Origin of the sequence: Corallococcus sicarius (assembly GCF_003611735.1) — a bacterium.
Taxonomy (GTDB): Bacteria; Myxococcota; Myxococcia; order Myxococcales; family Myxococcaceae; genus Corallococcus; species Corallococcus sicarius.
Genome location: NZ_RAWG01000277.1, coordinates 1 through 13,074 on the forward strand (window position 1 = coordinate 1; position 13,074 = coordinate 13,074).

Here is a 13,074-nt window from a genome sequence, read left to right on the forward strand (position 1 = left end):
CGCTGCTGTGCCTGCCCCTGCTGCTGTCGTGGGTGGTGACGCGCGTGCTTCCCTCCGCGTTCATCGTGGCCGTCTACTCGTGGACGTGGATGGGCGTGGCCGTGTACCTGCTGCTCGCCCTGGCGGCATCGCGTCCGCCATGCTGCACGCGCACTCGGACGCGCCGGTGTCGCAGAACCGCATCGTGGAGCGCCTGAAGCAGGACGGCCGCCTGGAGTCCGTCTTCGGCGAGGTCTTCCGTCAGGACAACCCCTACGTGGAGCAGCCGCACAAGGCCGCCATCGTGCGCGCGCTCGATACGGCGCTCACGCGCGGCACGGTGACGTCCGACGACCTGCGCGCCTTCTCCCGGGGCACCTACGCCCAGGAGTGGCAGCAGATTGGCGTGGCGCTGGGCGACGCCCGGAAATAACCGGCTTCCCCGGCGCAGGCCCCCTCGCTTCACGCTTCTTCACGCGGACGCCGTTGCGTCGGCGAGCGTGCGCGCGAGGATGGGGCCGCCATGGAAACCCCGCTGCGCATCGCCCTGTTCGTCCTGGTCGTCGGAGCCGTCGCGACCTCCGTCCACGTCTACCTGTACCGACGGCTGTTCCGTGACACGTCGACGCGCCCCGCGTGGCGGAACACCGGGAAGGTGCTGCTGACGCTGCTGTGCCTGCCCCTGCTGCTGTCGTGGGTGGTGACGCGCGTGCTTCCCTCCGCGTTCATCGTGGCCGTCTACTCGTGGACGTGGATGGGCGTGGCCGTGTACCTGCTGCTCGCCCTGGCGGCGGTGGGCGGGGCGCGCTGGCTCGTCGCGCGCACGCAGGGCCCGCGTGGCGTCCTGGCGCCTGTCGCGGCGCTCGAGCCCGCTCCGGCCACGCAGCCGTCCTTCGCGGAGCTGACCGTCACGGCCGCGCCCGTGCCGTCCCCTGCCCCTGTCGATGAAGACCGGCGGCGCTTCCTCGCGCGGGCCACCGCGGGGGGCGCGGTGCTCGCGGCGGGCGGCCTCACGGGCTTCGGCATGTGGAGCGCGTTCCATCCGCCGGTGGTGAACGAGGTCGCGGTGCGGCTGCCCGGCCTGCCCAAGGCGCTGGACGGCTTCAGCATCGTGCACCTGAGCGACATCCACGTGGGCCCCATCATCCAGCGCCGCTTCATGGACGAGCTGGTGGCGCGCTGCAACGCGCTCAAGCCGGACCTCGTCGCCATCACCGGCGACCTGGTGGACGGCACGGTGAAGGACCTGGGCCCCTCCGTCGCCGCGCTCCAGAACCTGCGAGCGCGCGCGGGCACGCACTTCATCACCGGCAACCACGAGTACTACTGGAACGCGGGCGCGTGGGCGGACGGGCTCACCGGGATGGGCATCAACGTGTTGCGCAACCGTCACGTGTCCATCGGTGACGCGGGCGCATCGTTCGACCTGGTGGGCGTGGACGACTGGTCCATGCGCCACGGGAAGAAGGGCTACGACCTGGACGCGGCGCTCGCGGGACGCGACCCTTCGCGCGCCTCCGTGCTGCTCGCGCACCAGCCCTCCAACTGGGACGGCGCGGCCCGCGCCGGCATGGGCCTGCAGCTGTCCGGACACACGCACGGCGGACAGTTCTTCCCCTTCACCGTCGCCGTCTCCGCCATCTGGAAGCACGACGCCGGCCTCTTCCAGGACGGCGACAAACACCTCTACGTCAGTCGCGGCACGGGGTTCTGGGGCCCGCCCCTGCGCGTGGGCGCGGCCGCGGAAATCGTTAAGGTGACCCTCCTTGCCGCATGAGGTGTAGATTTACCCGGAAATGAGCAAGGAACCGGCGAAGCGCGAAATCAAGCAGGAGCGGGCTGCGCGGACGCGGGTTGAAATCCTGGAGGCCGCCATCACGTTGTTCGCGCGACGGGGCTACCTGTCGACGACGATGTCGGACCTGGCGAAGGCCATCCGGATGACACCCGGCGCGCTGTACTGGCACTTTCCCACCAAGGAAGACCTGCTGCTCGCCGCCATCGAGGAGCTGCACGAGCGCTACCGCGCGGAGTTCCTGCCGCTGCTCACCGAACGCCGGAGCCTGTCCGGCCGGGAGCAGCTGGTGTTCGTCGTCTCGCGCACGTCGCAGTTCCTGCGCTACCACCGCGAATACGGCATCTTCTTCGGGATGCTGTCCGCCGAGTCCGCGGACTCCAACGACCGCGTGGCGGAGATGCTGCGCGAGAAGATCTCCCTCTACGTGGAGGTGCTGGCGGGGATGATCCGCTACGGCCAGAAGCGTCAGGAGTTCCGCGCGGAGGTGGACCCGGTGCACATGGCCCACACGATGATGGGCGGCTACCTGGGCATCCTCCTGCACCACAACCTGTTCCGCGACGTCGTGAACTACGACCCGCTGATGGCGTCGTTGGATCAGATCCTCTCCGGCGGCCTGCACGTGCGCAACCCGCTGCCAGGCTGACGGGACGGCAGAAACGAAGACGCCCGGCCCCCTGAAGCAGTGGGGACCGGGCGTTGTCATTTCTTCGGTCGCCGTGGCGTTACGGCCGCTCGGTCGCGCTCTGCGCGTTCTGCGGCTGGCGCTCCGTGCGGGGCACGAAGTCCAGCGAGTTGTCATCCGAGTCGTGGCCGTTGCCCGCGGCCACATCCGCGCCGCCGGCCAGCATGCTCGTGGCGTCGGAGGTCACCCGGGCCTTGCGCTCGATGCTGCCACCCCTGCCCGCGGGCGCGGGGGCCGCGGCCCCTTCCACCACGGTGCGGCCGGTGCCGAAGCCCACGGTGTCGATGACGCCGTCCGTGGCGGTGGGGTCCAGGGACACGGAAGCCGTGCCCAGGCGGACGTTGCCCGTGGCACCGGAGATGTCGGTGTTGCCCCACAGGTGATCCGCGGGGACCGCGGTCGTGCTGTAGCCGGTGGCCGCCACCAGGAAGTAGCCATGCGCCTTGATGGTCGCGGTGGGCAGCGTGGCCAGCACCGTGAAGGCCGTCGTGCTGCTGGTGGTGCTCGCCGTGCGGTAGAGCACCTTCCAGCCGGAGATGTCGACGTCGGCATCCGTCGGGTTGTAGAGCTCGATGAAGTCATCCCCGTTCACCGTCAGCCCCTGGCCGGCGATCTCGCTGATGACGACATGGTCCGCGCCGATGACGACCTTCACCGTGATGGCCGCCTGCTTCGACACACCGGCGTAGGACGCGGTGAGCTGGCCCGCGCCCTCCGTGGCCGCGGCCGTGAACGTCACCGTCGCGGTCGTCTGGCCCGCCGGCACCACCACCACCGCGGAGGGCGAGATGGCGCCCACGTCCGAAGGCGTGAGCGCCAGGTCCACCGTCGCACCGCCCACCGGGGCCTTGCGATCCAACGTCACGGTGAACACCTGCGTCTTGCCCGCCGACACCGTCACCACATCCGGCGTGAGGCTGGCGAGCTTCGCGGGAGGCGGCAGCACGGTCAGCGACGCCGTGCGGGTGATGCCATTGAGCGACGCGGACACCGTGCCCGCCCCGTCCCCTTCCGCATCCGCGGTGAACACCACCGTCGCGCTCGTCTGGCCCACCGGCACCGTCACGGACGTGTCCGCCAGCGCGCCGAAGGCCGTGCCCGCGGGGGGCGTCAGCGTGAGCAGCACCTGCACGGGCGCCGTCGTCGGAGCGGACTCCAGCGTCACCGTGTACACCTGCTGCGCGCTCGCGTTCACCGTGGCGGTGGACGGAGAGAGCGCCGTCAGCCGCGGCACATTGGTGATGGCGTTCACGGTGGCGTCCAGGGTGTTGACGCCGTCGGTGATGCTCACCGTGGCGGAGCCGGTGGCGGCATCGTCCAGGGTCAGCTCGAAGGTGGCCGTCAGCGTGTCGGTGACCACCGCCTTGTTGGCGAAGGTGCCGAAGCCCGAGGGCGACAGGTTCAGGTCCAGGGTCGTGCCCGCGGGCACCGGCCGGTCGAACGTCACGGTGAAGCGCGCCGTGCCGCCCGGGGCCACGCCCACCGTCTGCGGCGTGAGGCCGGTGATGGACGCCGGCTCGTTCGCGCCCAGCACGCGCAGCGTGGTCTTCTGAGAGGACGTGTCCAGCGTCGCGGTGAGCTCCACCGCCGCCGCCGGAGCCAGCGCCTCCAGGGCCACCGCCGCGCTCGTCTGGCCGACGGGGATCACGACCTTTGCGTCCACCGCCTTCAGCGCCGCCGGGTCGGACGACGTGATGGAGACGGTGACGGGCTCCGGGTAGATGGACGCCATCGTCACCGTGAGGGCCTGCGGGATGGCGCTGCTACCGCCCACGCGCGCGAAGCCACCGGACGTGAAGCCCGTCAGCGCCGGCAGCGGGATGAGCATGTCGCTCGCGCTCCGGGGCACCAGCCTGTGGTTGCTGAAGCCATACGTCAGCAGGCCGCGCATCACGCGGTACACGGTCCCCACGGCCTGCGTCGGGTAGGCGAAGCCCTGGTCGTCCACCATCAGGCCGCTCTTCGTCGGGTCGCCGGACGCGTTCTCGTCGACGATGAACTCGCGGTCCTTGTTCTCCAGCCGGGTGGTGACGACGTCGCGCACCTCCACCAGCACGCCCTCCAGCGCCTTCGCCTGGGGGCCACCGGTGCGGATGGCGTCCGTGCGGACCACCACCGGAGCCGGCAGCGCGTTGCCGGCGCTGTTCTTCGTCATCGTGACGTCGATGAGCTCCAGCAGGCCGAAGTAGTCCTTCAGCGTGCCTTCCAGCTTGAGGTTGTCGCCCACCGCCACGTCGGCCTTGGCCGCGAAGACGAAGAGGCCGGAGTTCTCCACGCCCCTGCCCGCGGGAATGCGCGCCACCTGGACCCAGTAGCCCTTGTCCGACTTCGCATCCACGCCCGTGACCACCACGTCGTCCACGACCACCTTCGCGCCCACCAGGGACGTGTTGCCGAAGGTCGGCGTCGTCTTCACGTCGTACACGGTGAGGGCGCACGCGGCGCCGTCCGGGTTGGCCACCGGGCACGCGTCGCACGCGTCACCCACGCCGTCCGCGTCCGTGTCCTTCTGGTCCGCGTTGGCCACGAGCGGGCAGTTGTCCGCGGGGGTGAGGATGTTGTCGTAGTCGAAGTCGGCGGGGTCCGGGTTCGCGCAGGTGCCGGCCTCCGCCGGGCAGCCGTCGCACGTGTCGCCCTTGCCGTCGCCATCCGTGTCCTTCTGGTCCGCGTTGGAGACGAACGGGCAGTTGTCGCGCCACGTCGCCACGCCGTCGCGGTCATCGTCCTCGCCGCGGAAGGCCACGCATGACGTGGTGCCCGCCTCCAGGGGGCACGGGTCGCACGCGTCGCCTGAACCGTCGCCGTCCGTGTCCAGCTGCCGCCCGTTGTCCATGGGGCGCACGGGGTTGAAGATGGCCGGGCAGTTGTCGGAAGCGGCCGGGAGGCCGTCCGCGTCCGCGTCGTCCGTGCTCGCCACGCCCGCGTAGACGGTGGAGCCGTTGACGGCGGCCACGGGGAAGACGGTGCCCACCGCGCCGCGCGCCGGCTCGCAGGTGGGCTCGTGGGTGGGCGTGCCGCACGCGAACAGCGGGTAGAGGTTCTTGGTGTCCGGCGAGGCCTGGAACGCCGCCAGGTCCCTGGCGATCTCCGACGTCAGGCACGCGGCCTTCCGCGCGCCGCACACATCCAGCGTGTCACACGTGTCCGCGCCCTTGAGGCCGTCCACCAGGCCCTGGTCGCCGTAGAGCGGCTTGCCGCCGCGCATCGTCAGCACCACGTCCTGCGGCTCCGCGTCGATGACCGCGCGGTGCGGCGAGCGCTGGTGCGTCCTCAGCCGGTAGATGGCCAGGTCCGCCACCTTGCCCGGCGCGATGCGGCCCACCTTTTCGGACACGTCCACCAGGTCCGCCGCGTTGGACGTCACCATGCGCCACAGCTCCACGTCCGTGAAGGTCTTCGCGTAGCGGGTGGTGTTCAGGTGATCCGCGCAGCGCAGCTCGCGCAGGATGTTCATGGAGCCGGAGCGGATCCAGTCCGTGCCCAGCGCGATGGGGACGCCCAGCGTCTTGAACGTCGTCACCATCGCCGTGTCGCCGTACAGCGAGATGTTGGAGCGCGGCGACCAGACGAGCGCGGTGCCGCGCGCCGCCATCTCGGAGATCTCCCGGGCGGTGAGCCCCACGCCGTGGATGATGGCCGAGCGCGGGAACAGCACGTTGCCGGAGCCCGTGGACAGGCAGCGGAACTCGTTGAGCGCCGTCGCCGCGATGCCCTCCGCGATGTGCGGCAGGTACGCGGACGTGCGCGACACCAGCGTCGCCGCCACCGGGAAGGAGCTGTACGAGCAGCCCTCCGCCAGCATGGTGCCGCTGCTGTCCCCCAGCGGGAAGGTGTCCGAGTTCGCGTAGCCCTCCGCCAGCCCCTCCTGCTGCGCGACGCCGTTGGTGCCGCCCACGTCCAGGTTGCGCAGCAGGCCCTTCTGCCCGCCCGCGCCCGCGATGGAGGTGGTGCCCGCCATCACCTGGCGCAGCTCCGACCAGAGGATGGCGTCCGCCTTGGCGTTGGCCGGGTTGTTGATCCGCGTGTGCTTGTTGGCGCCCACGCGCCAGTCGTGCCGGTGCTCGTAGCGCTCCGTGCTGGTGCTCGCCTGGGGCGCGCCCGGGAAGGTGATGTGGTCATGCGGGTTGATGAGGCCCGGGGAGATGACGCCCGTGGGGCACAGCACCTGCGTGGCCTCCGCGGCCCCCGCTGCCTGGGCGCAGTCGCACCCGGTGCACTGGATGATGCCCTGGGCGTCCACCAGCACCTGGCCGCCCACGAACGTCTCACCGTCCGCGAGCACCACGCCGGTGAACAGCCTCCCCGCCGTGCCCGCCTTCGTCACCGCGCAGGTGGCGCCGTCAGGGAGCTCCGCGGGGGCCGAGGCCCAACACTGCGTGAACCCTCCGTTGAACGTCACCGTACAGTTCGACTCGCACCCGTCGCCGTTCGCCGTATTGCCGTCGTCGCACGCCTCCGCTGCCTCCTTCTTGCCGTCGCCACACACCGCCTGGGGCTTCTCCGGATCATCGGATCCACAGGCACTGCCCAACAGGAGGACCGCGCCCAGGGCGGCCAGCAATAAGCGGGGGGAGCTGCGCATGAAGCCTCCTGCCCGAAGGCAGTACCGACAGGGTCGGTCCAACGAGGAGCACCCAGTGCCTCTCATGGGGAGAGAGAGCGGGGTGCAACATTTCAGCGATACTTGACCCGTGAAGTCCACTTCGTGGGCCTCAAAGCGGTTGTCACAGGCCTGTCATGTGCCTGGACGTGTGGTACGAGCGCACCCAACGTGTGGGGGTGCGACCTCATGACGCGGGCGTACAAGCTCTAGAGTAGGGGGGACATGATCACCCGGAATCCATCGAGCACCGTGTCGCGCTTCCTGGACGCCCACCTGCGCCGCGATGCGCAGGCGCGCGAGCTGTCCGTCGCGCGCTTCATGAGCATCCTGTCCGGCATCTGCGTCGTGGTGGCCGGGGCGCTGGGCCCGGCGATGGGCTGGGACCTGACGCTCGCGCTGATGGGGCTGTCGGCGGTGCTCGCGGGCTACTACGCGTGCATGTGGTGGGTGCTGCGCTCGGGCACGTTCCACCCCGCCATCCCGTGGCTCAACGTGGCCATCGAGGTGAGCATCCCCGCGGTGGTGCTCACGTTCGACCTGCGCTACCAGGGCCCGGTGTACGCGCTCACCGCGCCCACGCTGGTCATCTGGGGCACGCTGGTGACGCTGGCGGGCCTGCGCAGCAACCCGCGCCTGGGGCTGGCCGCGGGGGCGCTGGTGGCGGCGGAGTACCTGACGCTCTACTTCGGCTTCGTGCGGCCGCTGTTGCCGGCGGATCCGCTCATCACGCTGGCGCCGCTGTTCATCTGCGTGCGCGCGTTCTTCTTCGTGGCCACCGGGGCGCTGACGGCGACGCTCGCGCGGCACTTCCTGGAGCGCACCCGCAGCGCGCTCGCGGCGCTGCGCGAGCAGGAGGTGATGGGCAAGTACGTGCTGCACGAACGGCTGGGCGCGGGCGGCATGGCGGAGGTGTACCGGGCCACGTACTCGCCCGAGGGCGGCTTCGAGAAGCAGGTGGCCTTGAAGCGCATCCTGCCGTCGTTCGCGGACGACGCAGCCTTCGTGACCATGTTCCGCCGCGAGGCGGAGCTGTGCTCCACGCTCAACCACCCCAACATCGTCCAGGTGCTGGACCTGGGCCGCCACGGCGGCACCTACTTCCTGGCCATGGAGTACGTGGACGGGCTGCCCTTGAACGGCGTGCTCCGGCCCCAGGGCCGCAAGCCGCTGCCGCTGGCGGCCGCGACGTTCATGGCCGCGGAGCTGGCGTCCGCGCTGGACTACGTGCACCGGCGCACCAGCCCGGACGGCGAACCCCTGCGGCTGGTGCACCGCGACCTGAACCCACCCAACATCCTCATCTCGCGCATTGGCGAGGTGAAGCTGTCGGACTTCGGCATCGCGCGCGACGCGGTCCGCGCCCACCTGACCGTGGCCGGCAGCGTGCGCGGCAAGCTGGGCTACATGGCGCCGGAGCAGGCCATGGGCCAGCCCATCGACGGGCGCGCGGATCTCTTCGCGCTGGGCCTCACGCTGCACGAGGCGCTCACCGGCCGGCGCGCGTTGACGGGCCACTCGGAGGAGGTGCTCCTGCGCGCGGCGGTGGATCAGGAGGTCGTCCCGCCCTCGCAGTTGAACCCCGCGGTGCCGCCAGCGCTGGACGCCATCGTCATGGGCCTGCTGCAGAAGGACCCTGAACGGCGCACGCCCCACGGCGCGGCGCTGCGTCAGCAGCTGCTGGCCCTGGAAGGTCCCGCGGCGCCCTACCCCCATGGACAGGCGGAGCTGGGGCGCGTGGCGCGCGAGGCGAAGGCGCTGGCGCTGGCGCTCACGAAGGAGCCCACGGAGTCGTTGGCCCCCGCGCAGCCTCCCGCCAGGCGCTCGGCCTGAGGCAGCCCAACGCCGCAGGGACGGCTGCGCGGCGAGGAAGGGCGCGTTAGAAGGCGGCGCATCCCCGCTCCCGGAGCCGCTGACTTGGACATTGCTGTCGTCACCTACGCAGGAATGCCGCAGCTGTACCCGCTGGATGCGCCGCTGGTGCCCGCGCTGCGCGCGCTGGGGCTGGATGCGAAGCCGGTCATCTGGGACGACCCGACCGTGGACTGGAGCCGGGTGCGCGCGGCGGTGGTGCGCAACGTGTGGGACAGCCACCTGCGGCGCGACGAGTTCGTCGCCTGGGCGGACCGCGTGGGCGCCCTCACCCGCCTCTTCAACCCGGCGGACGTGCTGCGCTGGAACACGCACAAGGGCTACCTGCGCGGCATGGAGGCGCAGGGGCTTCCCCTGACGCCCACCGTCTGGGTGTCACCCGGCGGCGCGCTGGACGTGGAGGCCGTGGCGCGCGAGCGCGGCTGGGATGAGGTGGTGCTCAAGCCCGCGGTGGCCGCGGGCGGGCTCAAGGTCTTCATCTTCCGCAAGGGGGAGCTTCACGCCGCGACCGCGAAGGCAGCGGAGCTCGCGCGGGAAGGCGACGTGATGGTGCAGCCCTACCTCCGGGCCTTCGAGACGGAGGGCGAGCGCTCGTACATCTTCTTCAACGGCGCCTTCAGCCATGCGGTGCGCCGCCCGCCCACGCTCGCGACGGCGCCCCGGGGCTTCGCCGAGCCGCATGCGTTCACCCCGGAGGACGCCGCGGAGCTGAAGGTGGCGGAGGCGGTGCTCGAGGCGTCGGGAGGCCGCCGGCTCCTGTACGCGCGCGTGGACGTGGCCACGGACAACGCGGGGCGCACCCGGCTGCAGGAGGTGGAGGTGACGGAGCCGTGCCTGTTCCTCACCCTGGATCCCGGCGCGCCGGAGCGCATGGCGAAGGCCGTCATCGCCCGGCTCTAACAGCAGGCCCGCCCGCCATTCGACCAATCGTGGACACCTTGGAACACGGGCTGGCGGCGCGGGGCGCAGATGGGGTTATGTCTGGAGCATGCGAGCCCTGTTGCTCTCCTTGCTCATCCGGCAGCACCTGGCACTCAAGGAGAAGTTCAGCGCCAAGTACCCGCACGCGTGGTTGGTGTGGGAGGCCGGCGCCTGGAACGTCCCCGAAGAGCAGAATGTGGCCGCCACGCGCTTGCCCATGATGGACCTGCGCGACTGCCTGCCCGCGGGCGATGCGCTGTGCTTCGAGCTGATGGGGGTGGCGGATCGCGGCCCCCTCAAGCTGGGGCGCGCGTCGCACAACACCTTCGTCGTCAACGACGCCACGGTGTCGCGCGAACAGTTCGCCCTGCACCCCACGCCCGAGGGCGGCTGGACGGTGGAGCGGCTGGCGCAGTCCCGGCCGGTGACGGCGAACGGCGAGCCGCTGGAGCCCGAACAGCCCCGGCTGCTGCAACCCGGCGACGAGCTGAAGGTGGGCGACGTGCGCCTCACCTTCCACGACGCGCCGTCGTTCAACGCGCGCATCGCCCGCATCGCCGCGCAGGTGATGGCGCAGTCCGCCGCCCCGCCGCGCTGACGGCGGGCCGCGACCCGCCGCGCTGGAGACGCGCCAACGCCGGGCCTGGGGCCTGCTACCGCCCGACGGTGCCGAGCGTCGTGTCCCGGGGGTTGGGCGCCGTGGCGAGCCACACGGCGCCGCCTGCGACCAGCGCCACCGCGCCCGCGCCCGCCCAGACGTACCAGCGGCGCGACCACGGCCTGGGCGCGGCCGCCTCCGTCCGCACCGACGCCTCCGGCACCTGCAGGGCCAGGGCCTCGGAGGCACCATCGCGCTCCGGCGTGGCGGTGGGCGTCACGGCGAGCTTCGCCTGGCTGGCGCGAGCCTCCGCCAGCGCGGCCTGTTCACGCGCCCGCTGCAGCTCGCGATCCCTCGCGAAGCGTTCGCGCTCGCGGCGCTGCTCCTCCTGGACGCGCGCCCTGCCGTCCATCTCCGTGATGAGCTCGCGCACCACGTCCGCGTTGGCGGGCTCGTCCGACGACAGCGCCAGGTAGCGCCGGTAGAAGAAGGCCGCGCGCGACGGGTTGTTGAGCTGCCGGTGGCACTGCGCCACGTTGAAGAGGAAGGCCGGCAGCGGCTTGAGGCGGTACGCCTCGCTGAAGGCCTTCAGCGCCCGGTCGAACTCGCCCAGGTCGTACGCCATGTTGCCTTCGGAGAAGCGCTCCCGCGCTTGCTCCTCCGCGGCAGCCCCGGGTGCGTCCGACTGCGCCGCCACCGCCGGGAATGGCGTTCCCAACGCGAGCGTGAGCACGAGGCCCAGGGCCTTGCGATCACTGCGCCGCGAACGGATTGATGACCGCATCCCGACTTCCTCCCTTACGACCCGGCGCGCGGGCCGGCGCGCGGCGCGGTCCCGTGCTCGCCTTCACGAGCGGCACCGTCAGCTCCGCGGCGGCGGCATCCTGCTTCAGCTCCACCGAGCGCTCCAACGGAACGTATCCGGCCAGCTCCACGCGCAGCTGCGGCGGCACCGCCTGCCGCGTCAGCGCCTTCGTCAGCGGCGTGATGCCCAGCTCCTCGCCGGTATCCAGGCGGACCACCTTCGCGCCGGGCGGAGACGAGTGCACCGTCAGGGTCACCGGATCCGTGGCGCCGGCCATGGGCCGCGGCGCGACGGCGGCGACCGCGGACGGCTCCAGGGTCTGGGCCTCGGGCGCGCGCATCGCGTGCAGGCCCGTCCAGGTGGTGATGCCGGACACCAGCGCCAGCGCCGCCAGCGCCGCGGACACCTGCAGCTTCCGGTCGCGCAGCAGCCCCGGCACCTTCATGCGCAGGGTGGGCCGCTCCGCCTCCTCGGCGACGGGCTCCAGCGCGAGCGGCGCTGGCGTCACGGCGGGCAGCAGCAGCAGCGCGGTGGTGACCTCCGCGAGCGTCTGGGGCCGGGCCTCCGGCTCCTTCGCCAGGCAGCGCATCACCAGCGACGCGAGCGCGGGCGGCGTGGGCTCACCCGACGGCAGCTGCGCGGGCAGCGGCGGCGGCGCCTGGGTGATGATCTGCACCACCAGCTGCCCGAAGGCCGAGGCCTGGAAGGGCGGGTGGCCGGCGAGCATCTCGTAGAGGATGTTGCCCACCGCGTAGATGTCCGCGCGCGCGTCCACCGGCAGCCCCGCGGCCTGCTCCGGGGCCATGTACGCGGGCGTCCCGATGATGGTCCCGTCCAGCGTCCCGGTGAGGCTGACGCCCGTCTGGGTCGTCATCAGCTTGGCGACGCCGAAGTCCAGCACCTTCACGAAGTCGGCCTGGCCCGAGCGCTGGCTGATGAAGAGGTTGTCCGGCTTGATGTCGCGGTGCACCACGCCCACCTGGTGGGCCGCGCCCAGCGCCGCGCACACCTGCACGCCAATGCGCTGCACCCGCGACAGCGTCAGCCCCTCCTCCTTCAGGAGCGCGCCCAGGCTCTGGCCGCGCAACAGCTCCATCACGCAGTAGACGTGCCCGTCGGGCGACTCGTCCACGAAGTCGAAGATCTCCACGATGTGCTCGTGGTTGACCTGGTTGACGGTGCGCGCCTCCTGGAAGAAGCGCTGCACGAACGAGCTGTCCCGCGCGTGCTCCGGCCGCAGCACCTTGAGCGCCACCTGACGGCCCAGTCGCACGTGGCGCGCCTGGAACACCCGCCCCATGGAGCCCTCTCCCAGGAGCCGCTCCAGCTGGTAGTTGCCCAGCACCGCGCCCTCCTGGACCTCCTCACCGGGCGGCATCATCGAAACCGGCATCCCCCCACTGTCGCTCACGGCGTCACCGTGGCCGGACAGGACTGTGTGCGCGAAGAGGTCATCGGTGCCCATGGGGGGATCAGGTTTCCATGGCGAGGCGACCCTGCAAGCCTCGGGAGGGCATCAATCGCTCTGAAGATGGAAAAACTTTCGACACGTGACGATTGAAGCGTCCCGCACCGCATGGAGGCGTCGCATGTGCGGCGAATGTGCACCTGCCGTACATGAACACGAGAATACTCTTCCATATGGCGCCCTCCCTTCCTGCCCCCCGGATCATCGATGGTCGCTGCTTGGAGGGGGTTGGTCAACGTGCTCGGACGCCCCCCGCTATCACGCTAACAGGAAAATTGTTCCCTAACTGAAGGAGGGGGTGCTGTCTCTTATAACCATCTGACGCTGCCGACGACTAGTCGAGTTTAG

The 13,074-nt window shown here is 71.1% G+C and carries 9 protein-coding genes and 1 pseudogene; 7 read left to right on the top strand and 3 right to left on the bottom strand.

The genetic code is table 11. From position 1 onward, the window contains the following. The 4 genes and pseudogenes from D7X12_RS43805 to D7X12_RS31735 form a co-directional block, all read left to right on the top strand. Nucleotides 1–197: pseudogene (locus D7X12_RS43805) on the top strand (metallophosphoesterase); the annotation flags it as partial. Beyond that, the gene (locus D7X12_RS31725; protein WP_244224899.1) at nt 140–412 is read left to right on the top strand and encodes a hypothetical protein; all 273 of its coding nucleotides are present in this window, start codon (nt 140–142) and stop codon (nt 410–412) included. The pseudogene D7X12_RS43805 and the gene D7X12_RS31725, both read left to right, overlap by 58 nt. A gap of 90 nt (nt 413–502) precedes the next feature. Next, the gene (locus D7X12_RS31730; RefSeq protein WP_120628983.1) at nt 503–1,756 is read left to right on the top strand and encodes a metallophosphoesterase; all 1,254 of its coding nucleotides are present in this window, start codon (nt 503–505) and stop codon (nt 1,754–1,756) included. Nucleotides 1,757–1,775: 19 nt separating this feature from the next. Beyond that, nucleotides 1,776–2,423 (top strand): TetR/AcrR family transcriptional regulator, encoded by a 648-nt coding sequence (locus D7X12_RS31735; protein WP_120628984.1) that lies wholly within the window; start codon nt 1,776–1,778, stop codon nt 2,421–2,423. A gap of 79 nt (nt 2,424–2,502) precedes the next feature. Here D7X12_RS31735 and D7X12_RS31740 read toward each other — a convergent pair whose 3' ends face one another. Then, nucleotides 2,503–7,044 carry a lamin tail domain-containing protein gene (locus D7X12_RS31740; protein WP_120628985.1) on the bottom strand — a complete coding sequence of 1,514 codons (4,542 nt, stop codon included), beginning with the start codon at nt 7,042–7,044 and terminating at the stop codon, nt 2,503–2,505. A 243-nt stretch (nt 7,045–7,287) separates the two neighbouring features. Here D7X12_RS31740 and D7X12_RS31745 point away from each other — a divergent pair, with 243 nt between their 5' ends. From D7X12_RS31745 to D7X12_RS31755, 3 genes are all read left to right on the top strand, one after another. Beyond that, nucleotides 7,288–8,895, top strand: coding sequence for a serine/threonine-protein kinase (locus D7X12_RS31745; RefSeq protein WP_120628986.1), 1,608 nt, complete (start codon nt 7,288–7,290; stop codon nt 8,893–8,895). An 84-nt stretch (nt 8,896–8,979) separates the two neighbouring features. Continuing rightward, nucleotides 8,980–9,834: an ATP-grasp domain-containing protein gene (locus D7X12_RS31750; protein WP_120628987.1), complete on the top strand. Its 855-nt coding sequence runs from the start codon at nt 8,980–8,982 to the stop codon at nt 9,832–9,834. Nucleotides 9,835–9,922: 88 nt separating this feature from the next. Continuing rightward, a complete protein-coding gene (locus tag D7X12_RS31755; RefSeq protein ID WP_120628988.1) occupies nt 9,923–10,453 on the top strand; it encodes an FHA domain-containing protein in 531 nt (176 codons plus the stop codon). Nucleotides 10,454–10,508: 55 nt separating this feature from the next. Here the strand turns inward: D7X12_RS31755 and D7X12_RS31760 are convergent, their stop codons facing one another. Continuing rightward, nucleotides 10,509–11,237, bottom strand: a complete 729-nt coding sequence (locus D7X12_RS31760) for a tetratricopeptide repeat protein (RefSeq protein WP_120628989.1) — start codon at nt 11,235–11,237, stop codon at nt 10,509–10,511. Next, a complete protein-coding gene (locus D7X12_RS31765; protein WP_120628990.1) occupies nt 11,206–12,723 on the bottom strand; it encodes a serine/threonine-protein kinase in 1,518 nt (505 codons plus the stop codon). Before D7X12_RS31765 ends, D7X12_RS31760 begins: the two co-directional genes overlap by 32 nt. Between the last annotated feature and the right edge of the window lie 351 nt (nt 12,724–13,074).

Bases quoted from the DNA above. Each gene is read 5' to 3' on its own strand.
- D7X12_RS31745 (WP_120628986.1), top strand. From the start codon at position 7,288: ATGATCACCCGGAATCCATCGAGCACCGTGTCGCGCTTCCTGGACGCC.
- D7X12_RS31735 (WP_120628984.1), top strand. From the start codon at position 1,776: ATGAGCAAGGAACCGGCGAAGCGCGAAATCAAGCAGGAGCGGGCTGCG.
- D7X12_RS31740 (WP_120628985.1), bottom strand. From the start codon at position 7,044: ATGCGCAGCTCCCCCCGCTTATTGCTGGCCGCCCTGGGCGCGGTCCTC.
- D7X12_RS31725 (WP_244224899.1), top strand. From the start codon at position 140: ATGCTGCACGCGCACTCGGACGCGCCGGTGTCGCAGAACCGCATCGTG.
- D7X12_RS31765 (WP_120628990.1), bottom strand. From the start codon at position 12,723: ATGGGCACCGATGACCTCTTCGCGCACACAGTCCTGTCCGGCCACGGT.
- D7X12_RS31730 (WP_120628983.1), top strand. From the start codon at position 503: ATGGAAACCCCGCTGCGCATCGCCCTGTTCGTCCTGGTCGTCGGAGCC.
- D7X12_RS31755 (WP_120628988.1), top strand. From the start codon at position 9,923: ATGCGAGCCCTGTTGCTCTCCTTGCTCATCCGGCAGCACCTGGCACTC.
- D7X12_RS31760 (WP_120628989.1), bottom strand. From the start codon at position 11,237: ATGCGGTCATCAATCCGTTCGCGGCGCAGTGATCGCAAGGCCCTGGGC.